Origin of the sequence: Moheibacter sediminis (assembly GCF_900176425.1) — a bacterium.
GTDB classification, from domain to species: domain Bacteria; phylum Bacteroidota; class Bacteroidia; order Flavobacteriales; family Weeksellaceae; genus Moheibacter; species Moheibacter sediminis.
Genome location: NZ_FWXS01000002.1, coordinates 61,977 through 84,092 on the forward strand (window position 1 = coordinate 61,977; position 22,116 = coordinate 84,092).

Below are 22,116 nucleotides of genomic sequence, written 5' to 3' on the forward strand. Positions count from 1 at the left end.
TATGCTTGACAAAAAGTAGTCTATTATCTAACCAAAGTAAATTTGGTATTGATTACTTCTGCACCGTTTTGGTTTACTGCTTTCAATATGTAAATTCCTGGTTGTAATGAACCGTTTAAATTTACTTTGAAATCACCTACAGACTGGACTGCAACTGAGTTAGAATAAACCATTTTGTTATTTAAATTCCAAACTGTGATGTCTAATTTTGTAGATTCATTTACTTTAGAAACGATGTTCAGCTCGCTTGCTTTCACGATTGTAGGATACAAGCTGTAGCTTGAATTGCTTAAATTATCAGCCACATTTTGTTTCAACAAATAAGGACTTGAAAGATCATAAACAGGAACATCATAATTCGAAGCAAATTTAGCTTCCAAAGAATCGAAATTCAAAGTATAAAATCCTGATTCAGAAGTCGTAGCCAATACAACGCTTCCATCTTTTGCAACAGCCGCACCGTTTACAGTATAATTTTCAGGCAAACCTTTGATTTTACCAACGAAAGAAGCATTTTGATTATTTGGATTCAGCTTAAAAACGTTTCCTGCCGCACTGATTACATATAAATTACCAAAAGCGTCAGCAATCATATCTCCTCCGAAAGCATGTGTTTCATTGCTGAGCTTTTTCATTTCAGCGATGAATCCACTTGAAGCCCCTAAATTCTGAACATTTCCGCTTGGAGAAATTTTCAGCAATTCAGTTCCGTTGTTGTTCAAAGCATACATGAAACCGTCAGCCGCAGTCGTCATACGTGCGAAATAAGTTCCCTGATCTTTTGTATCTAATGAAGATTTTTCAATTTCTTTGAAAGTTCCGCTTTTCGAAGTTGTATTTACAGTCATCAAACGGCTTTGTGTCATCGGGATGAAGAAAATATCCCCTGCAGTATTTGTGGTCATCGCCGCAATGTATTTCCCGCAATTGCAAGATTTTCCAGCTTCTGAAATCAAATTCAGGTTATCTGCTTTTGAAAGTAAGATGTTTGATGAATTCAGATTATTCAGATCAATTTTTCTGAAATCATTGAATTCAATTTTTCCTTTTGTCAAGCCGGTTACAGCAGTGATGTCTTGTGCGCTCACAAAGGTTCCGGCGATTAAAATAGAACTAAGAAGTAAAGTTTTTTTCATAATTAAATGGTATTTAATGATTAGCCGAACCGAAGTTAGGAATTAATTGTCAGACTTTAAAATTAAATTTCAATACAAATTCAGACAAAATGTCTTAATTATTTTAACATATAATTAAAATTAAGACAAAAAGTCAGTTGTTTTCATTGTTTTTCCAATCGGAATGCTAATTGATTTTAAGGAAGTATAACAAATTAAAAAAAATAGAATATGAATACTTTAATGAGAAAAAATCCTGATTTATTTGGTGGGTTGATGGAAAATCTTTGGAACGAAAACAATTGGAACAGACCTGCAGAATTTAAAAGACATTTTTCAACGCCTGCTGTCAACATCAAAGAAAACGAGACTGAATACCAATTGGAATTGGCTGCACCGGGATTGAACAAAGAAGATTTTAACCTGGAAATCAAAGAAGGAATTTTGAAATTGAGCGTTTCGAAAACTAAACAAGAAGAAGAAAAAACTGAAAATTACACTAGAAAAGAATTTGGTTTTCAAAAGTTTGAAAGAAATTTTGCATTACCGAAAAACACCATTCAACTCGAAAACATACAGGCAAATTACGAACAAGGAATCTTAACTGTAACCTTGCCTAAACAAGAAATCAAAGAGACTGTAACGAAAGTTACGGTGCAATAGATTACTTTTTCATTATCATTTATTGTTAAGGTCCTGCAGATGAGAGTCTGCAGGATTTTATTTTAAAATAACTCAGCAAAAATCTGTAAAATCCACGGGAGAATTATGTAGATTTTATAAATCTTTTCTTCAGATTTCCCTGTAAAGCATCCAGATTAAATAACAAAACCGAAAAGAAAATCAAAGTATAAGCAATTCCTTGAACTAAGTTTACCTTTTCGTGGAAATACAAAACAGCCAGTAAAAAACTTAAAATCGGATTGATGTTGATGAAAATTCCAACCACCGAAGAATTCAATTTCTTCAATGCAAAAACATTTAAGTACATCGGAATGATGGTAAAGACAATCGCAATTACAATTACTAAAATGTAAAACAAATTAGATTTTTCAATCGAACTTTCATTTCCGGTAAAAAACAATGGTGAAAGCAAGATTGAGCCAAAAACGATTTGTGCGGTAAGTGTGAAAAATTTATCCAATTGGTTGTTGCGTTTCTGTAAAATCAAATAAATTGCATACGAAAGCGCGATGATCATGCTGTAAACCAAATCCATCAAATGTCCTATAGAAAGCATTAAACAGCTTACAATACTGATGCTGATGGCGAGTTTTTGTTTGACCGATAAATTTTCTTTCAATATGAAAAATGCAAGTACCGTCGTCAAAATCGGACAGATAAGATAGGCGAGGGAAGTGGCATTTACACTGATATGGTTCATAACATAGATGAACAAAAACCAGTTCAGCGCAAGCAAACCTGCACTTGAAAGATTTGTCAAAACAATATCAAAACGCTCTTTGAAGCTAAAGCTTTTAAAAAGTATAATGTTTGCTTTCGTGATTTTCCATCTTACGACAAAGCTTACAAACAAAATAAAAATCGAAGCCAGGCACATCCTGTAAAGCAAGATATCAACCGATGAATAAGCACTCAACGGTTTCAGGACTAAACTAAAAAGTCCCCAAATCGTGAAAGCCACGACGACTGATAAATAGTATTTTGAATTCACTTGTTTTTGTATCGAGTATCAAGTAGTAAGAATCAAGAACAAAAAAATCTTGATACTTGCGTCTTGTATCCTTTGTCTAAATCAACTTCCCAAAAAGATCAAACTCCTCCGCGCTTTCAATTTCGACTTGTACAAATTCCCCTATAGAAAGATAAACGTCTTGCGCTGCGATCAAAACCTCATTATCCACATCAGGAGAATCAAATTCTGTTCTTCCTACAAAATAATTACCTTCTTTGCGGTCAATCAAAACCTTAAATTGTTTCCCAATTTTTTCCTGGTTCAATTCCCAAGAAATCTGAGATTGAACTTCCATGATTTCATCGACACGGCGTTGTTTCACTTCCTGTGGCACATTGTCTTCCAAATCGTAAGCGTGTGTATTTTCTTCGTGCGAATATGTAAAACAGCCCAATCGGTCAAAACGCTGCGTGCGCACCCATTCTTTCATTTCCTGAAAATGTTCCTCCGTTTCGCCCGGGTATCCGCAAATCAAAGTCGTACGAATAGCCATATTCGGCACATTCTCACGGAATTTATCCAGCAAAGCATTTGTTTTTTCGAAAGTAGTTCCGCGGCGCATAGATTTCAACAAATCGGTAGAAATGTGCTGCAAAGGAATATCGATGTAATTACAAACTTTAGGTTCTGAATTAATCACATCCAGAACATCCTCCGGAAATCCGCTCGGGAAAGCATAATGCAGACGTATCCACGCAATTCCTTCTACTTTTACCAATTCATTTAACAAATCAGCAAGTGCACGTTTTTTATAGATATCAAGACCGTAATAAGTCAAGTCTTGGGCAATTAAAATCAATTCTTTCGTTCCGTTTTTGGCAAGATGTTTTGCTTCTTTTACCAAATCTTCGATAGGTGTAGATTTGTGTGCACCACGCATCAGCGGTATTGCACAAAACGAACAAGGACGGTCGCAGCCTTCCGAAATTTTCAGATAAGCATAGTGGCGTGGAGTAGTAGTCAGCCTTTCGCCAACCAACTCATGTTTGTAATCTGCACCCAAAGCTTTCAAAAGTAGAGGCAAATCACGTGTCCCGAAATATTGATCCACATCGGGAATTTCTCTTTCCAAATCTGGTTTGTAACGCTCAGAAAGACATCCTGTCACGAAAACTTTTTCCACAATCCCGTCTTCTTTTTGCTGTACATAGTCCAGGATGGTATTCACAGATTCCTCCTTTGCATTGTCGATAAAACCGCAGGTGTTGATCACCACGATTTCTCCCTTTTTTTCATGTACCGCCTCTTTGCCGTTGGCTTTGAGCTGGCTCATCAAAACTTCAGAGTCATAAACATTTTTAGAACAGCCAAGCGTGACGATGTTGATTCGTTTTCTTCCCGTGGATTTTGTACGCATAATTAAATTGAAAATTCGAAGTGCAAATTTACGGTAAGTAATCTAGAAAATGGATTTTAGAGAAAGAATTGTCTTAATTAAAATATAAAGTATAAATTTTATTTAATTTGTTTTAAAACCTCTAAAAGATTTGGAATTTTATTTACTTGCGTTTCTGTCCAGAAATAATAATTAGGAACACCTGTTCCATCATAATTATTTAATGTAATAGAAATTCTTTTTCTTTTTTCATCAACTAAATAAGAGAAAGTCATTTCTTTAGACTTAAATATATATTCTGTTGATTGCTTTTTAAATTTTAAGTCAAGATTTGGAATAACATTTTTTTCTATAAAGAATATAAATTCATCTATCTCATCTAAGCCAACCCAAGCAGTTTTGTATACTTCAGGTTTCTTAATATACATATCAAGTTGGAGTGCTTTTACCTTTTCATTAGATTTAAGATTAATAACTTCTATTGGGAAAAAATTGACATATTCACCAATACCTGACTGAAATTCGGCCATGGTATTCCAATCCTTGTTTATTTGTGTAAATTGAGCTTCATCAATAAATTTTCTTGTTGAAGATTCTACATTTTGTGAAAAGGAATAAAAAGAAAGAATTAAAAATAATATCAAAAATAATTTTTTCATGATTATATTTAGTTTTAGAAACCCAAATATAATCAACTTCGCAAAATGTTAAGAAAATTTATTTATTCACCCAATCCTGACTTTCTCTTAATTCTAAAAACAGCTCATAAACCTCCTGCAATTCAGGCGTTCCGCGCATCCCATAATCCGTGATAGATTTTACTTGACCGCCATTGTATGTGATTTTGAGATTTCCTGTTTGGGCATCTGTATAATCTACTTTATAGCGATCCTGAAGTACAGGGAAATCCATATCATTCAGTTTTTTTAAGATTAAATTATAATCCTGTTCATTGATTTTACCTGTAAAAATGCCTTCCGGGCTTTGGGAATCAAAATCCTGACTAAAATTAAAACGTACAGCCGTGTAAACAGCTTTTCTGTCTTTTTCTATCTCGATTTTAAATTGCGGGCAAGTCCCAAAACAAGCTGAGGTAAAATATTCGATTCGCTCAATTTTGTACTTATTTTCGGCATTTGAATCATTAGTTTTATTTGTTCCGCATGAAATGAATGTCCCAAAGGTCATCATATAAATCAATAAAGTCACATACCTTTTCATAGTCTCTTATTTAAAATAATTTACATCAAATAACCAAAAATCAATCCAATTAATTATGGAATTGAGATTTATTGATAATGCCCGATTTTTATTTATTTTTATATAATGAAATCACTCATTATCACTTTTCTATTCATTAGCTCAATTTCTTTTGCACAAACTTTCCCCCAATCACATGAAGGTATCTGGAAAGGAGAACTTAATATCTATACAGCTCAGTCCGATCAACCGGTTCAGACTTTAGAAATGCAGCTGAAAATTTTTCCAATCGATGATAAAACCTGGTCATGGGAAATCGGTTATCTAATAGGTGATGGCGATATCAGAAAATATGAACTGAAACCTGTAAATTCTGAGAAAAATGAATGGCAAATCGATGAAAAGAATGGCATTGTACTTTTTCAAATGCTTTTAGGAAACAGGCTTGTAGGTTCTTTTTCAATTGAAAATTCGCTAATCATCAATTCTTATGAATTCAATCAAGATAACATTTTGGTAGAATTTTATTCAACACAATTGAAATCCGAAGATAAAACAGGTAAAGGGACTGAAGATTCTCCTTTTGTGTTAAATCATAAAGTTGGAAATTATCAAAAGGCTGTATTGAAGAAACAATAGTGAGTTTCTAAATCTCCTAAAAATTAAAAAAAAAAAATTATATCCCACCAATTTTTTTATCCTCTTCGAAGGGTTAAATTTTAACTTTAAAGCAAAAAATGAGGCTCATCACTAAAGACAAACCTCTTTTAATTCCATAAAATCCTAAAATTTTAGTGATCATGGTCTTCTCCCACAACGATTTCGATGAAATGCTGTTGTTCATTACCTGCTTTATCAGTTAAGAAAATCCCTAAATGATAATGACCTTCAACGATCGGCAAACCATCTACCGTAGTCGGAACCGCGATGTGTTTATGAATGTGTGTATTTCTTAAACCTGCTTCGATTTGATTCGTTTCACTGTAAAACCATTCACCGACAGCATTTGCACCTTTATGTTCGTGTCCATCCGCCGCACTGTGGATTTCAATCTTATACGAACCTAATTCCACATTGTCAGAGAAATCTGCATCCAGATGAATTTCACTTCCAGGTAAAAATGCTTCGTGATCAGTCGGCTCATTCAAAACGATTACCGGCTTTTCAGTATCTACAGATCCATTGTCGTCATCACTTGAACAAGATTGAAACGTAATTGCTGAAACGATTGCCAAAGATGCTATGATGTATTTTTTCATTTTATTTATATTAATTTAAAAATTGATTTATAATTTTGATTTAAGTTGATTCCAATTTTAAATTAATTTAGGAGGACCTCTTTTGTGATGATGGTTATTTATTTTTTGAATGAGGATTTTTTCTTCTTTCGGGAAAATTTCTCTAAAATTAAAATCCACTAAAATAATTCTCTCCTGAAATAAATTCACTTCCGTTACGGGTGGAACTTTAAATAAATATTGTTCACAATTGTGAAATTTATCCTGAGCATGAAACGATTTTTCTTTAGAAATTTCAAATTCCCAACGATGTTCGTGCGAAACCAACGCAAAATGCAGGTTATTGAAAATGTGTGGCTGAAGGAAAACCCCAACCAAAATATAAATCCATATATTTTTCTTCAATAAGTTCATTTTATTTTCCAAAAGGAATTCTCACAATCAATTGAATGTTTCTGCCCATTTCAGGAATTTCCAACGCACGGTAAAAACTCATGTGGTTGAAATATTTTTCATTGGTCAAATTATCTGCTGTCAAAAGAATATTAGCTCTGAATTGATTAAAATTCAATTCAGATTTAATGCCTGCACCGAAAATGGTGTAGCCATTGGTGATTTCTTCATTTTGTGCAATTCGTTCTTGTTTTGAAGCAATTTTCGCATCTGCAGAAATCTCCAGGCTTTTTACAAATCCTTTGTTTTTAACCAGTTCATAACTCCATTCCGTAAAGAAAACCATCGGCGGACTGAACGGCAACGGATAATCGGTAGAATTGCTCGAAGTAATTTGTCGGTTGTACAGATATTCCACGGAAACAAAAGCATTCAGTCTGTCCCAGAATTTCTTTTCGATTTTTAATTCTGCACCTGTTAACATCGCTTCACTTTGGCTGTATTTGTAAATCTGTCCGCCATGTGGAAGCGGGGAGAAGATGCCAGAAGGTTGTAAGAAAATGTAATTGCTGAAATAATAAAAATATGGATTCAACTCAAGATTCCAACTTTGAGGGTGATAAGAAATCTTCAAATCACTTGTCCATCCTTGCTCTGTATCGAGATTTGGATTTCCTTGTTCGTGACGGAATGAACCGTGATGAATCCCGTTGGAAGCCAATTCAATTGCAGTTGGCATGCGGAAACTGCTTCCTAAGTTCAAATTAAAATCTAAATTAGAATTAGGCTGAAATAAAATTCCGGCAGAACCATTGATATTATTAAACGATTTTTCTAAATGTTGGCTTCGCTGCGCAAATTCATCGGCTTGCTCATTTCCATTTTGTGATAGAAATTCATACAAGTAATTGTCATAAAAAGGTTGAATTTCAATTTCTGTATGATCGAATCGAACCCCATAATTTACATTCCATTTCGGATTGATTTCCCATTCGTTGGTGATGTAAGAAGCGATATTAAACCTTGTAAATTCTGGCAAAAGAAAATTGTATCCCTTGATTGAATTCTTTTGAGATTGGGATTGAACACCGATGTTTAATTTATTTTTTCGGTTGAATTGATGTTGATATTTAACTTGTGCATCAAAAGTTGAAAGGTTAAAATCCAATTCTAAATCCGGATCAATTTCTGGCAATGTTTGACTGTTTCCATAATGCGTATGAAACAAACTCCATTCCTGACGTTGGTTATTCTGAAATCCAAAACTGAATTTCAAAGAATTCGGATGAAATCTTAGAGTGCTTTCACTCAAAACTTTGAAGTGATTTACATTTTGATAAGGAAATTCAACATTGCGTCGGTCGCCGTCGTCCTGCACACGATCTAACGTTGGAATTCCGTGCGCACCAGGAAAGAATCCGATTTTCTGATAAAAATTACTCACCGTCAAAACCGATTCAAAATCAGTGGATGTGTAGCCAACCTGTGCCGAAACCGAATGTTCATTTCCTGCTGTATTTTTCAATCTTTCATTGAAAATCGGAATTTGTCGAGTCAGATAAACAATATGGTCAGTCGGAATATTGTAATCTGCAAAATCTGTGTAACTCGCAGAGAATTTGTAAAAGAAATTTTCTTTGCGGTGACGTAAATTTAACGAGGAACCAATAGCCTGATTGGCAATTCTTCCAAACAAAATCCAATCTCCTGAAAAAGAATTAGGCAAAGGTTTTGAATCATTGTTGAGTGCAATTACCCCGCTGATTGCATCGCTTCCGTATTCCAAAGTCCCAGCGCCTTTGATGACTTTGACTTCTTCCACACTCCAAGGATTTACTTCGAGTCCATGGTCGGCGCCCCATTGCTGCCCTTCTTGTTTGATTCCGTTTTCGGCAACCAAAACGCGGTTAAATCCTAATCCGCGAATGACGGGTTTTGAAGTTCCGGAACCGATTTCCATGGCTTGGATTCCAGGAATTTTTTCTAAAGACTTGGCGAGCGAACCTGAATATTCAGCTTGTAGAAATTCTTGATTGACTGTTTCTACGTTATTGACATTTTTTTGATGTATATGCGTAATGACAGACTCTTCCAAAACCATTACAGATTTCGAAAGTGTGAAATTAAGTGTTTGATTTTGAGTTAAATTAATTTCTTTAATTAATTCATTAAATCCATCCAGAAAAATATGAATTTCGTAATTCCCTTTTTCTAATGAATGGATTTGATAATATCCATTTGCATCAGAAATGGTTTCTGATTCTCCAATATGAATTTGAACTCCGGACAATGGATTTTTTTGTTCATCCGTGATTTTACCGGAAATTTTTATTTGTGAATAAGCATTGATTCCCACAAAAATGGAAATAAATACTAAATACAGCGTGCGCATAATTTTGACTCGTATAAATTCTAAAAAATTGCCAAAGGCAATCGGTTAAGCTGGAATTATACGTTGTATGGCGGTGCGCGGAGCTGTTTGTGGAAATTTAATTCAGATTTATAGAAACTTGAAATCGTAAATTCAGGTTTTAATTCAGAGGAACTAAACACCAAAGGAATTTCAATAGTTTCAATTTTTAATTCTAAAGTAGGCGTGAAATTGAAGTCACAAAGGTTGCAATGTGCTTCGTGGTAATTGATAAATGAGATTTCAGCTTTGTCAGTATGTGCATGGTTATGCGTTAAATGTTCCAGCTGGTGAATGGGTTGCAGCAAAATCGCCAGCAAAAAAAGAATTGCTGAGCAAGAATTTGTGATCTGTTCCCGTAAACTCATTTGGCAAAGATAGGTATTTAGGTATTAAGGTTCTATTTTTTTCAATTCTTTCAGATTTTTGCCTAATCGTCTCAAGAAAATCCCATATATGATTCCGTAATAAAGTACTGAAAATAAAATAATTAAAAAAGATGAAATGGCAGCCAAACCGATTCCTACGCCTTTTGCGGTTTGTTCGATTTCTTGTGGAGACATATTTCCTTTGTCATAATCATGCATAAAAACCTGTTGTCCCATTTCGACATACATCGGGAAAATAAAAGCCAGGCTGAGCACTACCCAAAGAATAATTAACCAGGAGAGTACTTTTCTAAATTCTATAATTTTATCAATCAATGCTTTGACTGATAATTGTGCTGATATTTTTCTGAAATAAATAAATGTAATGGCGACGAAAATACAAGAACCTACTAAACTGATGTGTGAAATATAATCATAGCTTTTCAGCGTCTCCTCATTCATCACTTCTTTGAGATGTTCACTAATCATGTTAGTTCCCGAGACGATTGCCCAAATTGAAAATACGATTGCAAGTGCGAGCTCAGCAAGGGTGATGTAAAATAACCATTGCACAGAATTCTTAGATTTTCGATGAATCATCTTGAAAATCTGATTTTTATCGTAGGATTTTTCGTCCGTTTGATTTTGCCAGAGTGATTTCAAATCATTTAGCTCGTCGTCGTGTATGTTGGATTCGTTGTTGATCATTTCGGTTGAGGATTCATCATTTCTTTTAGTTTAGTTTTGGCCCTGTTCATTTTTACACGTGCATTTACCTCAGTAATTCCTATCGTACTTGCGATGTCTTTGTAGGGCAAATCTTCCAGATAAAGTAAAATAAGCGCTCTTTCCACATCGTTTAGTTTTTTTATGCAGGCATAAAGGAACTTTAACTTTTCTTCATAATCTTCGTCATAATCATTGGATTTGATGTTGAAAAAACTTCCATCGTCCAATGAAGTTGTGTTGACCGTTCTGTTTTTTTGTCTAAATAATGTTATGGCTGTGTTCAGTCCTACGCGGTACATCCACGTACTGAATTTAGAATCACCCTTAAATGAATCAAATGATTTCCAGAGCTGTAATACGATTTCCTGAAACAAGTCTTCGCGTGCTTCGGGTGTATCACAGTAAATCCTACACACTTTGTGTACGATCCCCTGATTTGATTCTATTAATTGTGTAAACTCAGTTTCTTTGGATTTCACAACGCTGGATAATTAGTAAGCAAAAATAGGAGAGTTGTTACAAAAAACAATAATTATTTTACGAATTTATATAAACGAAGAAACCCTCGCTCAAAAAGAACGAGGGTATTCCCCCTAACCAACTTAAACCTAATGAAAATAGTATTTTTGCTATTTCCGGTTCAAAGATACACGAAGATTTTGAATTACAAAAAATAAATTAAAAAATATTTTAATTATTCTCTTTAAAGTTTAATCGATTGCATTAATAAATAATAGCATTTTATGACTCATTAAGCCAATTAATTATTAATTTTGAGCCAATTAGAGTCATGTAGCTTTCCGGATGAAATTGTACACCGCGAACATCAAATATTTTATGGCGAAGCGACATGATATTTCCAAATTCATCCAAAGAAGTAATTTCTAGACAATCGGGAAGGGGAGAATCGACAATCCAAGAATGGTATCTGCCAACCCTAATTTCAGAATTTATTCCTTTATATAAATATTCATCATTTACCGTCAGTTTTATTTGAGAAGTCATTCCATGGTAAACCTGATTGAGATTTTTCAAAGTTCCGCCGAAAACTTCTCCGATTGCCTGCATTCCCAGACAAATCCCTAAAATACTTTTTGTCGGAGCATATTTTTCAATTATTTCATTTATCAATCCGGCATCTTGGGGAAGTCCAGGACCGGGAGAAAGCAAAATTTTGTGAAATTCATTCACTTCATCTAATTCAAATTCATCATTAAATTTCACAACCACTTCAAAATTTAATTCTTCCAAAAGATGAACCAAATTGTATGTAAAGCTGTCGTAATTATCGATTAATAAAACTCTCAACTTTGGTTGATTTTCATTGCCTGGTTGGGCGTGATTTTAGAAATTAAATAAGATGGAAGAATCAAAACTATTGCAGAAATAATGATCGCACAGATATTTAAAATTAAAATATAACCTATGTCCAAATAAACCGGCGCATAAGAGAGGTAATAATTCTCTGCGGGTAATTTGATGATTTTGAAATATTTCTGAATTAATAACAATCCAATTCCTAATACATTTCCGACAACCAATCCCGGAATCATGATGAAAACTGCGTAATAGATAAAAATCTTTCGTACGCGCCAGTTTGTAGCACCCAAAGTTTTCAAAAGCCCAATAGAATGTGTTCTTTCGAGAATTAAAATTAACAATACCATGACCATATTGATCACAACGACAATCATCATGATAAATAATACGACAAAAATATTGGTGTCGAAAATTGCAATCCAGTCATTGATTTGTGTAAAAGAAGTAGAAGCAGATTGCGCATACAATTGAAAATTGATATTTTCGTTGACTTTCAGTGCAACTTCATCCAGTTTTTCTATGTCTGTAAATAATTCAAATCCGCCTACAGTCAGGCTGTCCCACTTATTCAAACGCTGAACTTGTTTGATGTCACCGATGATATAGATGTCATCAAAATCTTTTATGTCTGTAGAAAACAAACCGGAAACCTGAAATCTTCTGTAAATCGGTTTTCCATTATTTTGAGAAAAATAAATGACAAAAGAACTATCTACATCGAGGTGTAATTCTTTTGCAATTTTTTCGGGAATAACCACATCATTTGAAACCTGAGTTTTACCGATGATTGGAAATTTCCCCTTGGTTATGTAATTATGAAAACGAACTCTATCGAAATCCGTTCCGACACCTTTCAAAAATACCCCGCTGAAATTGTCTTTTGTACGAATAATTCCGCCTTTCACGGCAATTGCCTGAATGTGATTTATTTCAGGAACGGCACGGAAATTGGGATAAAAGTCCTGCTTCAGAGAAAGCGAATCCGAATTAAATGAAAGGTTACTGTTATAAGGTTTTATAGTGATGTGTCCGTTGAAATCAGCCAGTTTTTGCTTGATGCCTTTGCGCGCTCCGATTCCGGTAGAAAGCGTAATCAACGCCACCATAATGCCTATTGCAACTGCAATCTGTCCTATGCGGATGATGGTAGTAGAAAGGTTATTTTTACTACTTTTACCAAACGCAATTTTATTAGCAAACCACCAGGAGAAATTCAAACTGATTAAAATTTAAATATGATTCAAAAACTTTTCAAATATACATTAATTGCTGTATTCCTCTTTGCAAATCAGATTTCATTTGCACAAAATGACGATTACGAAAGAATTTATGCCGGAGCAGAAAATCCGGAGCTTTATCTTACACTCATGCTCAATAAAAGAGTTGGAGTAGTTACAAATCAAACAGGAGTCTTATTTGCCGGTACTCAGCTTTATTCCATGAGTGCTGAAAAGTTAAAACAGGATGTGCACTTGGTTGACTTTTTGGTAAGCCGGAAAGTAGATGTGAAAAAAATATTTTCGCCTGAGCATGGTTTCCGTGGTGATGTTGATGCAGGGGAAACCGTAAAATCAGGAAAAGATGTAAAAACGGGATTGCCTATCGTTTCACTTTATGGAAACAATAAAAAACCAACGAAAGCGCAAATCGAAGATTTAGATGTGATTCTTTTTGATATTCAGGATGTTGGCGTGAGATTTTATACTTATATCTCGACTTTGCATTACATCATGGAAGCCGCCGCTGAAAACGGTAAAAAAGTAATTGTGCTCGACAGAGCCAATCCAAACGGGCATTACATAGATGGCCCGGTGATGAAAGACAAATTCAAAACTTTTGTGGGAATGCACAATGTTCCGGTCGTTTACGGAATGACAATCGGCGAATATGCCAAAATGATCAATGGCGAAAAATGGCTTGCAAATGGTGTTCAGACGGATTTGACGGTGATTCCTTTGAAAAATTATACGCACCAGAGACATTACATTTTACCGATTCCGCCATCGCCTAATTTACCTAATGACAAATCCATTAATTTGTATCCGTCAACCTGTTTTTTTGAAGCATTTCATGGGAGTGAAGGACGCGGAACGGATAAACCGTTTCAGGTTTACGGTTCGCCTTTTCTAAAAAATATGTCGTATGAATTTACTCCGAAACCCAATGCAGGAGCGAAATCACCGAGATTCAACGGAGAAGTTTGTTATGGAGAAGATTTGACAGAAACGCCTTTTTTATCTGAAATTAAATTGGAATGGTTAATCAAAGCATTTAAAAATTACGAAGGAAAAGAACCGTTTTGGATTAAGCAATCAGGGAAATTCTGGATTGATACGCTTGCCGGAACCGATGAATTGAGGAAACAAATCGAACAAGGAATGAGTGAAGAGCAAATCAAAGCTACTTGGCAAAAGGATTTAGTAGAATTTAAAAAAATCAGGGAAAAATATCTGATTTACAAATAGAAAAGATAAATGATGAAGAATATAATTTTTGATTTAGACGGAACGCTTTGGGATTCCCGCTCTACTTTGATTGAAGCCTGGAATTCTGTTCTGGATAAGCATCAATTGATTGAAAAACCTTTAGTAGAAGATGATTTGACTAAATTCATGGGGTTGCTTTTACCTGATATTTTACCGATTTTATTTCCAAATGGAACACCGGAACAATTTGATTTAATCCTCAAAGAAATCATCGAACATGAATGCAAAACTCTTTCTACAAAAGGCGGAATCATTTACGAAAAAGTAGAACATACTTTGAATGTATTGTCTAAAAACCATGATCTGTATATTGTGAGTAATTGTCAGGACGGATACATCGAAGCATTTTTGGAATTTTCAAAATTCAGCCATTTTTTCAAAGATTATGAATCTGCAGGGAGAACAGGAAAAAATAAACAAGAAAATATCCGACTGGTCTTAGAAAGAAATGAATTGAATCCGGAACAAACAATTTACGTCGGCGACACGCAAACCGATTACAGTTCCTCAACAGCAAACGATTTGAATTTCGTTTTTTGTAATTATGGATTTGGAGAATTGGACGAAAATTCAAAAGTATTTGCTGAAATCAATTCTTTTGATGAACTGGCAAAACTTTCTGTGACTTCTCAAAATTTAGTCTAAAATTTTAGCAGAATATTCGTTTGGCTGTCTTGCAAAAATGTAAGACTTTTGCAGGCTTGTTTTGAATTATGGGAAAGAATGATTTGCTGAAAGGCGTTTTGCTGGTAGGGTTTGGCGCAAGTATTTACGGAATGCTCGCCACCATTGTGAAAATCGCATACAAAGAAGGGTTTACAACGGCGGAAGTAACCACTTCTCAATTTTCAATTGGGTTGATTGCACTTTTGATTTTGAATTTAATTCAAACCAAAACCACTAAAAAACCTTTGCCGAAACCACAGAAATCAGACATTTGGAAATTGATGCTGGCAGGAACTTCATTGGGTTTTACGAGTTTATTCTATTATTTATCGGTACAATTTATCAACGTTTCCATTGCTATCGTTTTGCTCATGCAGTCGGTTTGGATTGGGGTTGTAGTGGAAAGTATTTTGAATCGAAAACTTCCTGCTGCGCGAAAAATCATAGCAACTTTCATCATTCTAGTAGGAACTTTATTGGCTACCAATGTCATCAATTCTGAAATAAATCTCGACTGGAGAGGAATTATGTTTGGAATGTTGGCTGCGATGTCATTCGCCACTACTATGTTTACTTCCAATAAAATTGCATTAAATTTACCCGTGCTTCGCAAAAGTTTTTTGATGCTCAGCGGTGGAGCAATTGTGGTTTTCTTATTTTCATTTTTGACGCAAATCGGGCCTTATTTTTCAGAAGGGATTTCACATTTTTATGATGAAATGGGATTTACTTTTTACCAGGCAAAAGCCTTTGATTTCAATATTTTATGGAAATACGGTTTGTTTCTTTCACTTTTCGGAACGGTTTTGCCACCGATTTTATTTAATCTTGGATTTCCTAAAACCGGATTGGGATTGGGAAGCATCATTTCTTCGATGGAATTGCCCGTTTCCGTTTTGATGGCTTACATATTGTTGAGTGAACAGGTTTTAGCAATTCAATGGTTGGGAATCTTCATCATTTTATTTGCAATAATTTTCATGAATTTAAATCATAAAGGAAAAAATAGCTTAGATATTTACAATTAAGGGTAATTAAAAAGCCAAAGAAATATTTCCTTTGGCTTCTTGCTTTTTTGTTGAAATAAATAATTTATTCTTTCACAATTTTGAAAGAAGTTTTCAATTTATCCTTTGAAATAACACTTACAAAATAAACTCCCTGAGATAAAGAAGAGGTATTGATCACAGAATGATTCGCATTTGCAAACTTACCTTCTAAAACCTTTCTTCCCTGCGCGTCATAAATTTCATAAGAAGCTGCAGGAACGAGAGAAGTGATATTCAAAGACTCTTTTACAATACTTGGATAATACTTAAGATTTTTTACAAATTTATCTTCTACACTCATTCCTGGTTCAACTGTAATCGTTCCGGTCATCATTGTAGTATGAACCCCGCATCTGTAATCAATAACAGCTGAATCTGTAAAAGTGTATTGATAGGTTTGTCCGACACCGCTCATAATTTCGCTTCCAAAATCATCAGGAGCATCTGCATCCAGACTTTCCACGCTGTGTGGGGTTCCATCACCCCACGTCCAAATAACTGTGTCACCCGCACTGATTGTCAGACTGGCATCTTCATTGCTGATGCCCATCATCCATGTAATGTTAAATGTCTCTTGTGCTTGAGAAAAAAAGCCTAAAACAAGCATTGAAATAGATAAAATTGTTTTCATAAAAATCGGTTATTTTTAAATTAGTACAATAAAGGTATTTAAAAATTAAATACGATTAATAAAATTGTTTTACTAATCTAATAATTTTTTTCAAAATTTTTTAAACAATTTTGTTTCAGTTGTTTAAATTGCTATAGCTGGGAAGTGTATTGCGTAGAATTACCCTTTCTGGATGAGGTTTTTAATGCTTATGATATGAGTATATTCGTATTCTTTACTTCTTGAAAATATAATTACAACTGTTACATTTATAATATACATTTTCATTTTTAGATATTATATTTGGAAGAAACACTTTCAGAAGTTGCAATGCATTTTTCTTTAAATTTTCTATGAGAGCTTCAGATAAATCTTTGGAATCGCATTTAGGGCAAGAAGAAAAATACTCATTTTGTTTGATTATCTGAACAGCCTTGTCAAAATTTTCTTCATCTACCCAAACCTCTAAAGATTCGCTGTAGTTCGTTTGACCATCTTGCTCAATTCCCATTCCGGAAAGATAATAAAGGATTTTATCTTGCTCCAACAATTCCAAATATTGGTCAGATTCTGCTAAAAACTGGAAACGGGCGAGGAGCTTGCGAGACATAGATTTATGGGATTTCTCCGATTTGGTTTATTTCATCATCAATTGATGAAGTGTCAATTTTATAAACTAAAAATGCTAAAATTAAAAATGATAATGCTCCTGAAAAAAAGGCAATGTATGGTACGTAACCCGATTGAATAAATATATTGTAGCCGGAAAATAAAATAAACAAAAAGAAAAGTAAATTCATTATAATGCTTATTAAAAGCAAATCACTCTTATTTCTTTTAAAATAAACAAAAAGTAGTATATAAGATAGAAATATATTCAAAGGAGGAAATATAAAGTAGATTGTTTGAAGTTTGTATAGTTTTTTCGATTTATTAAACTTATACCAAAAAACATTTTTAAGGATATAGTAAATGAGCAGGCCAAGTAAAAAGATTATTGCAGACATACCTCCTATTGTAGTTATGTTTTCTGAATAATTCTCCCGATATTCAATTTCATTGGAAAATTTTTCTTCAACATAAAAAAACATAGCCATAAGGCCTAAAGACAGCCCTATGACTATGAGATTTGCTATTTTAATTACTTGTAATTGTTTCATCAATTTGAAGGCTCTATAAAAAGCCCTTCATCATTTTTCTCAACTTTTGCAAGTTTAGAAGCCGTGATTTCTTTGATGGCTTTATCCCATTTTTTTCCTGATAAACCTGATTGGTTTTTCAGGTTGTTCAAATCAGTTTTACCAATCTTATTTAAAAGCTCAAATACACCTTTCGCTTCTTCACTCAAAGCAACAGCTTTTTTCTCCGGCTTCATTTGAGGGAAAAACAAAACTTCCTGTATCGACGGATTATTCGTCAAGAACATGATCAATCTGTCCATTCCGATTCCCAATCCCGAAGTAGGAGGCATACCATATTCCAAAGCACGCAAGAAGTCATGGTCGATGAACATCGCTTCGTCATCACCTTTTTCAGACAATTTCATTTGTTCTTCAAAACGCTCTCTTTGGTCAATTGGATCATTTAATTCCGAATAAGCATTTGCGATCTCTTTGCCACAAACCATTAATTCAAAACGCTCCGTCAAACCTTCTTCGCTTCGATGTTTTTTTGTCAATGGAGACATTTCTATCGGATAGTCTGTAATGAAAGTTGGTTGTATGAAATTTCCTTCACATTTTTCTCCAAAGATTTCATCGATGAGTTTTCCTTTGCCCATCGTATCATTTACATCGATGCCCATTCCCAAAGCTGCCGTTCTCAATTCCTCTTCCGACTTTCCTTTGATATCAAAATCAGTGAATTTCAAAATAGCTTCACGCATTGAAATGCGTGGATAAGGTGCTTTCCATTCGATTTCATGTTCACCAAAAGTAGATTTCGAAGTACCATTCACAGCAATTGCACATTGTTCAAGCAATTGTTCCGTGAAATCCATCATCCAGTTATAATCCTTATACGCAACATAGATTTCCATTGCCGTAAATTCCGGATTATGCGTTCTGTCCATCCCTTCATTTCTGAAGTTTTTAGAGAATTCATAAACCCCGTCAAATCCACCTACGATTAACCTTTTAAGGTACAATTCATTCGCAATTCTCATGTAAAGCGGAATGTCCAAAGCATTGTGATGCGTCATGAATGGACGTGCCGCAGCACCACCCGGAATCGCTTGCAAAATGGGCGTTTCCACTTCGAAATAACCTCTTTTATTGAAGAAATTACGCATTGCATTGTACAACTTAGTTCTTTTTACAAAGATTTCTTTTACCTGCGGATTCACTACCAGATCTACATAACGCATTCTGTACCTCAATTCAGGATCCGTAAACGCATCATGCACATTTCCCCCCTCATCCGTTTTCACAACAGGCAAAGGACGAAGCGTTTTCGCAAGCAAAGTCAATTTAGTTACATGTACCGAAATTTCTCCCACTTTGGTTTTGAATTCATACCCTTCAATCCCGATAAAATCCCCGATGTCCAACAGCTTTTTAAATAACACATTATAAGCCGTTCCTTCCTCATCGGTCGAAATATCATCACGCGAAACATAAATCTGAATTCTCCCGGTACTGTCCTGCAATTCCGCAAAAGAAGCCTTTCCCATCACACGAACACTCATCAGACGCCCCGCGATCTTCACCTGCTTCTTCTCTTCATAGTTTTTATGAATGTCTTCTGCAGTAGAAGTTACCTCAAATTCCGCAGCCGGATAAGGCTCTATGCCCATCTCCTGTAGCTGCGTCAATTTCTCACGACGAATGATTTCTTGTTCTGTTAATTGCATTTTTTTTAATTTTCAAGCGCAAAAGTACGCAATTTCAAAAACTTCTTTAAACCTAAATCTAAATTCAAAATTCTAAAATCCAAAATTAATTAGGCGAGTCCCCCATGCTGCCCTTTAGTCGGGCATCCCGGCGGTCGGGCTATACGCTCATACTCCTCGGTCTGGCGGTTCTCCGCACCATCAGCCCTGCGGGGTAACCGCTGCTATCCCTTTCGCAATCCAACCCTAAAACCATAGAAGGACCAGAAATATTTTTCAAATTTCAATAATATTACGCCATAACCCGAGAGCGTTAGTCCCTATGTCGAGAGAGTTGTATCGTATGCAAGTAGCGTTGAACCATATGCCAAAAAGTGTAAAATCTGATTTTTAAAAACTAAAAGGAAGACTTTAATTCTCCAATATCTGTCACACTGAGCCTGTCGAAGTGCATTTTCCAGTTTTCCACCAAAAACCCGTACTTTTGACTCCTTTTCAAAACAACAAAATGACGATTACCGATTATATCCAGCAGCAGATATCCATATCTCCAAAACAAATTGACAATACCATTCAATTACTCAATGAAGACTGTACAATACCTTTCATTTCCCGCTACCGAAAGGAAATGACAGGTAATTTGGATGAAGTGCAGATATCCACCATCGCCAAACTCAAATTAAATTTCGAAGAAATTGAAAAAAGAAAAATCACTATCCTTAAAGCAATCGATGAACAAGGTCAATTAACCATCGAACTCCAGCAAAAAATCCAAAATTGCTACGACGAAAACCTGTTGGAAGATTACTATTTACCTTACAAAAAGAAAAAGAAAACCAAAGCGACCATAGCCAAAGAACAAGGTCTCGAGCCTCTGGCAAAAATCATCATGAAACAAAATCCGATTCGTGATTTAGATGAATTGGCTAACCGATATTTAAATGATGAAGTCCATTCCATCGAAGAAGCCCTCCAAGGCGCCAAACACATCATGGCTGAATGGATCAACGAAAACGAACGCGTCAGAAATCAACTCAGAAGAAAATTCAATTATGAAACGGTCATTGCTTCTAAAATAGTAAAATCCAAAAAAGACGAAGAAAACGCACAGAAATTTACTCAATATTTTGACTTTTCAGAACCTTTGAAACGATGCGCCCCACATAGACTATTGGCAATCCTTCGAGGAGAAAACGAAGGCTTCCTAAAAGTTTCAGTGGGCATCGAAAAACAAGATGCACTTCAAATCATAGAAAATACAATCATCAAATCCAACCAACCCGAATTGGTAGAAATCATGGAAGATGCTATCAAAGATTCCTATTCAAGATTGCTCGAACCTTCACTTTCCACCGAACGTTTGAACGAAGCAAAATTATTGGCAGATAAAAATTCTATCCAAGTTTTTTCCAATAATTTGAAACAACTTTTATTGGCTGCGCCTTTGGGTGAAAAACGAATTTTGGCGATAGATCCCGGTTACCGTTCGGGTTGTAAAATCGTTTGTCTGGATGAAAAAGGAGATTTAATTCACAACGAAACCGTTTATCCGCATGCACCACAAAATGAGAAACAACAAGCGTCCAACAAAATAAAATCCTTGGTCAATGCCTATCAAATCGAGGCTATTTCCATCGGAAACGGGACAGCTTCACGTGAAACGGAGAACTGGATTCAAAATATTCCATTCGATAGAAATCTGAAAGTTTTTGTGGTCAACGAAGCAGGAGCATCTATTTATTCGGCTTCCAAAATTGCGCGTGATGAGTTTCCGCAGTATGATGTGACGGTTCGTGGCGCAGTTTCCATAGGTCGTCGTTTGGCAGATCCTTTGGCTGAATTGGTAAAAATCGAACCCAAATCCATCGGAGTAGGGCAATACCAGCACGATGTCGACCAGAAATTGCTCAAAGATGAATTGGACGAAACAGTCATGCTTTGCGTAAACAAAGTCGGCGTAAACCTAAATACTGCGAGTAAACATTTGTTGAATTATGTTTCTGGTATCGGTGAAAAAATGGCAGAAAACATTGTGAATTACCGTTCAGAAAATGGACAATTCAGTTCTCGAGAAGATTTGAAAAATGTGCCAAGATTGGGTGGAAAAGCTTTTCAGCAGGCATCTGCATTTTTAAGAATTCCGAATGGAGAAAATCCTTTGGATAATTCAGCCGTGCATCCCGAATCGTATAAATTAGTCGAAAAAATGGCGAAAGATTTGAAAATTTCGACCCAAGAATTAATCGGAAATGAAAGTCTGATTTCTCAGATTAATTTAGAAAAATATGTTTCAGAAAAAGTTGGATTACCTACGTTGAAAGACATTTTGGAAGAATTAAAGAAACCCGGATTAGATCCGCGAAAGAAAGCAGTCATGGTTCAATTTGATAAAAACATCAAAAAAATTGAAGACCTGAAAACTGGAATGAAGTTACAAGGTATTATCAACAACATTACCAATTTCGGATGTTTTGTGGACATCGGCATCAAACAAAGCGGACTCGTTCATATTTCAAAAATCACCAAAGAATTTATTTCTGATGTCAATCAAGTCGTTCAATTGAATCAAATTGTGGAAGTTACCGTAACTGAAATCGACATCGAACGAAATAGAATTCAGTTGTCGATGGTTGACTAGAAAGATTTCAATATTTTTTCTTATTGATCTTC

Annotated in this window: 23 protein-coding genes; 6 read left to right on the top strand and 17 right to left on the bottom strand. The window is 35.1% G+C overall.

The features are described 5' to 3' along the window. Positions 1–23: 23 nt before the first annotated feature. On the bottom strand, positions 24–1,136 hold the full coding sequence (locus B8977_RS03190) for a T9SS type A sorting domain-containing protein (protein ID WP_084016107.1): 1,113 nt from the start codon (positions 1,134–1,136) through the stop codon (positions 24–26). Between the two features lie 210 nt (positions 1,137–1,346). Here B8977_RS03190 and B8977_RS03195 point away from each other — a divergent pair, with 210 nt between their 5' ends. Beyond that, a complete protein-coding gene (locus B8977_RS03195) occupies positions 1,347–1,778 on the top strand; it encodes an Hsp20/alpha crystallin family protein (RefSeq protein WP_143736295.1) in 432 nt (143 codons plus the stop codon). Positions 1,779–1,881: 103 nt separating this feature from the next. On the opposite strand, the gene B8977_RS03200 is transcribed toward B8977_RS03195, so the two are convergent. The 4 genes from B8977_RS03200 to B8977_RS03215 form a co-directional block, all read right to left on the bottom strand. Beyond that, positions 1,882–2,790: an EamA family transporter gene (locus tag B8977_RS03200; RefSeq protein ID WP_084016109.1), complete on the bottom strand. Its 909-nt coding sequence runs from the start codon at positions 2,788–2,790 to the stop codon at positions 1,882–1,884. Positions 2,791–2,866: 76 nt separating this feature from the next. After that, entirely contained in the window at positions 2,867–4,168 is a 1,302-nt protein-coding gene (rimO, locus tag B8977_RS03205) for a 30S ribosomal protein S12 methylthiotransferase RimO (protein WP_084016111.1), read from the bottom strand. Between the two features lie 98 nt (positions 4,169–4,266). Further along, positions 4,267–4,806: a hypothetical protein gene (locus tag B8977_RS03210; protein WP_084016113.1), complete on the bottom strand. Its 540-nt coding sequence runs from the start codon at positions 4,804–4,806 to the stop codon at positions 4,267–4,269. Positions 4,807–4,864: 58 nt separating this feature from the next. Next, entirely contained in the window at positions 4,865–5,368 is a 504-nt protein-coding gene (locus B8977_RS03215) for a DUF6438 domain-containing protein (protein ID WP_084016115.1), read from the bottom strand. A gap of 105 nt (positions 5,369–5,473) precedes the next feature. Here B8977_RS03215 and B8977_RS03220 point away from each other — a divergent pair, with 105 nt between their 5' ends. After that, positions 5,474–5,986 carry a hypothetical protein gene (locus B8977_RS03220; protein ID WP_084016117.1) on the top strand — a complete coding sequence of 171 codons (513 nt, stop codon included), beginning with the start codon at positions 5,474–5,476 and terminating at the stop codon, positions 5,984–5,986. 152 nt (positions 5,987–6,138) lie between these two features. Here B8977_RS03220 and B8977_RS03225 read toward each other — a convergent pair whose 3' ends face one another. From B8977_RS03225 to B8977_RS03260, 8 genes are all read right to left on the bottom strand, one after another. Then, positions 6,139–6,606 carry a DUF4625 domain-containing protein gene (locus B8977_RS03225; RefSeq protein ID WP_084016119.1) on the bottom strand — a complete coding sequence of 156 codons (468 nt, stop codon included), beginning with the start codon at positions 6,604–6,606 and terminating at the stop codon, positions 6,139–6,141. A gap of 57 nt (positions 6,607–6,663) precedes the next feature. Continuing rightward, positions 6,664–6,990: a hypothetical protein gene (locus B8977_RS03230; RefSeq protein ID WP_143736296.1), complete on the bottom strand. Its 327-nt coding sequence runs from the start codon at positions 6,988–6,990 to the stop codon at positions 6,664–6,666. Between the two features lie 10 nt (positions 6,991–7,000). After that, on the bottom strand, positions 7,001–9,370 hold the full coding sequence (locus B8977_RS03235) for a TonB-dependent receptor (protein ID WP_084016123.1): 2,370 nt from the start codon (positions 9,368–9,370) through the stop codon (positions 7,001–7,003). A gap of 56 nt (positions 9,371–9,426) precedes the next feature. Then, positions 9,427–9,756 carry a hypothetical protein gene (locus B8977_RS03240; protein ID WP_084016125.1) on the bottom strand — a complete coding sequence of 110 codons (330 nt, stop codon included), beginning with the start codon at positions 9,754–9,756 and terminating at the stop codon, positions 9,427–9,429. A gap of 24 nt (positions 9,757–9,780) precedes the next feature. Beyond that, positions 9,781–10,464, bottom strand: a complete 684-nt coding sequence (locus tag B8977_RS03245) for a hypothetical protein (protein ID WP_084016127.1) — start codon at positions 10,462–10,464, stop codon at positions 9,781–9,783. Then, a complete protein-coding gene (locus B8977_RS03250) occupies positions 10,461–10,964 on the bottom strand; it encodes an RNA polymerase sigma factor (protein ID WP_084016129.1) in 504 nt (167 codons plus the stop codon). Before B8977_RS03250 ends, B8977_RS03245 begins: the two co-directional genes overlap by 4 nt. Positions 10,965–11,226: 262 nt before the next feature. Further along, on the bottom strand, positions 11,227–11,793 hold the full coding sequence (locus tag B8977_RS03255) for an anthranilate synthase component II (protein ID WP_084016130.1): 567 nt from the start codon (positions 11,791–11,793) through the stop codon (positions 11,227–11,229). After that, the gene (locus tag B8977_RS03260) at positions 11,790–13,022 is read right to left on the bottom strand and encodes an ABC transporter permease (protein WP_084016132.1); all 1,233 of its coding nucleotides are present in this window, start codon (positions 13,020–13,022) and stop codon (positions 11,790–11,792) included. The genes B8977_RS03255 and B8977_RS03260 overlap by 4 nt, the downstream gene beginning before the upstream one ends. An 18-nt stretch (positions 13,023–13,040) precedes the next feature. On the opposite strand from B8977_RS03260, the gene B8977_RS03265 reads away from it, so the two are divergent. The 3 genes from B8977_RS03265 to B8977_RS03275 all read left to right on the top strand — a co-directional run bounded on the left by B8977_RS03265 (position 13,041) and on the right by B8977_RS03275 (position 15,985). Then, positions 13,041–14,270: an exo-beta-N-acetylmuramidase NamZ family protein gene (locus B8977_RS03265; protein ID WP_084016134.1), complete on the top strand. Its 1,230-nt coding sequence runs from the start codon at positions 13,041–13,043 to the stop codon at positions 14,268–14,270. A 9-nt stretch (positions 14,271–14,279) separates the two neighbouring features. After that, positions 14,280–14,936, top strand: a complete 657-nt coding sequence (locus B8977_RS03270; RefSeq protein WP_084016136.1) for an HAD family hydrolase — start codon at positions 14,280–14,282, stop codon at positions 14,934–14,936. Positions 14,937–15,004: 68 nt separating this feature from the next. Further along, positions 15,005–15,985: an EamA family transporter gene (locus B8977_RS03275; RefSeq protein WP_084016138.1), complete on the top strand. Its 981-nt coding sequence runs from the start codon at positions 15,005–15,007 to the stop codon at positions 15,983–15,985. A gap of 64 nt (positions 15,986–16,049) precedes the next feature. On the opposite strand, the gene B8977_RS03280 is transcribed toward B8977_RS03275, so the two are convergent. The 4 genes from B8977_RS03280 to lysS all read right to left on the bottom strand — a co-directional run bounded on the left by B8977_RS03280 (position 16,050) and on the right by lysS (position 19,467). After that, a complete protein-coding gene (locus tag B8977_RS03280; protein WP_084016140.1) occupies positions 16,050–16,637 on the bottom strand; it encodes a T9SS type A sorting domain-containing protein in 588 nt (195 codons plus the stop codon). 214 nt (positions 16,638–16,851) lie between these two features. Then, the gene (locus B8977_RS03285; RefSeq protein WP_084016142.1) at positions 16,852–17,226 is read right to left on the bottom strand and encodes a hypothetical protein; all 375 of its coding nucleotides are present in this window, start codon (positions 17,224–17,226) and stop codon (positions 16,852–16,854) included. 4 nt (positions 17,227–17,230) lie between these two features. Further along, entirely contained in the window at positions 17,231–17,776 is a 546-nt protein-coding gene (locus tag B8977_RS03290) for a hypothetical protein (protein ID WP_084016144.1), read from the bottom strand. Continuing rightward, on the bottom strand, positions 17,776–19,467 hold the full coding sequence (gene lysS / locus B8977_RS03295; protein WP_084016146.1) for a lysine--tRNA ligase: 1,692 nt from the start codon (positions 19,465–19,467) through the stop codon (positions 17,776–17,778). Before lysS ends, B8977_RS03290 begins: the two co-directional genes overlap by 1 nt. A gap of 487 nt (positions 19,468–19,954) precedes the next feature. On the opposite strand from lysS, the gene B8977_RS03300 reads away from it, so the two are divergent. Further along, entirely contained in the window at positions 19,955–22,084 is a 2,130-nt protein-coding gene (locus tag B8977_RS03300) for a Tex family protein (RefSeq protein ID WP_084016148.1), read from the top strand. Positions 22,085–22,116 lie beyond the last annotated feature (32 nt).

Excerpts from the sequence above, each read along its gene's own strand:
- B8977_RS03190 (WP_084016107.1), bottom strand. The coding sequence starts at position 1,136 with ATGAAAAAAACTTTACTTCTTAGTTCTATTTTAATCGCCGGAACCTTT.
- B8977_RS03195 (WP_143736295.1), top strand. The coding sequence starts at position 1,347 with ATGAATACTTTAATGAGAAAAAATCCTGATTTATTTGGTGGGTTGATG.
- rimO (WP_084016111.1), bottom strand. The coding sequence starts at position 4,168 with ATGCGTACAAAATCCACGGGAAGAAAACGAATCAACATCGTCACGCTT.
- B8977_RS03210 (WP_084016113.1), bottom strand. The coding sequence starts at position 4,806 with ATGAAAAAATTATTTTTGATATTATTTTTAATTCTTTCTTTTTATTCC.
- B8977_RS03215 (WP_084016115.1), bottom strand. The coding sequence starts at position 5,368 with ATGAAAAGGTATGTGACTTTATTGATTTATATGATGACCTTTGGGACA.
- B8977_RS03220 (WP_084016117.1), top strand. The coding sequence starts at position 5,474 with ATGAAATCACTCATTATCACTTTTCTATTCATTAGCTCAATTTCTTTT.
- B8977_RS03225 (WP_084016119.1), bottom strand. The coding sequence starts at position 6,606 with ATGAAAAAATACATCATAGCATCTTTGGCAATCGTTTCAGCAATTACG.
- B8977_RS03235 (WP_084016123.1), bottom strand. The coding sequence starts at position 9,370 with ATGCGCACGCTGTATTTAGTATTTATTTCCATTTTTGTGGGAATCAAT.
- B8977_RS03240 (WP_084016125.1), bottom strand. The coding sequence starts at position 9,756 with ATGAGTTTACGGGAACAGATCACAAATTCTTGCTCAGCAATTCTTTTT.
- B8977_RS03245 (WP_084016127.1), bottom strand. The coding sequence starts at position 10,464 with ATGATCAACAACGAATCCAACATACACGACGACGAGCTAAATGATTTG.
- B8977_RS03265 (WP_084016134.1), top strand. The coding sequence starts at position 13,041 with ATGATTCAAAAACTTTTCAAATATACATTAATTGCTGTATTCCTCTTT.
- B8977_RS03270 (WP_084016136.1), top strand. The coding sequence starts at position 14,280 with ATGATGAAGAATATAATTTTTGATTTAGACGGAACGCTTTGGGATTCC.
- B8977_RS03275 (WP_084016138.1), top strand. The coding sequence starts at position 15,005 with ATGGGAAAGAATGATTTGCTGAAAGGCGTTTTGCTGGTAGGGTTTGGC.
- B8977_RS03280 (WP_084016140.1), bottom strand. The coding sequence starts at position 16,637 with ATGAAAACAATTTTATCTATTTCAATGCTTGTTTTAGGCTTTTTTTCT.
- B8977_RS03285 (WP_084016142.1), bottom strand. The coding sequence starts at position 17,226 with ATGTCTCGCAAGCTCCTCGCCCGTTTCCAGTTTTTAGCAGAATCTGAC.
- B8977_RS03290 (WP_084016144.1), bottom strand. The coding sequence starts at position 17,776 with ATGAAACAATTACAAGTAATTAAAATAGCAAATCTCATAGTCATAGGG.
- lysS (WP_084016146.1), bottom strand. The coding sequence starts at position 19,467 with ATGCAATTAACAGAACAAGAAATCATTCGTCGTGAGAAATTGACGCAG.
- B8977_RS03300 (WP_084016148.1), top strand. The coding sequence starts at position 19,955 with ATGACGATTACCGATTATATCCAGCAGCAGATATCCATATCTCCAAAA.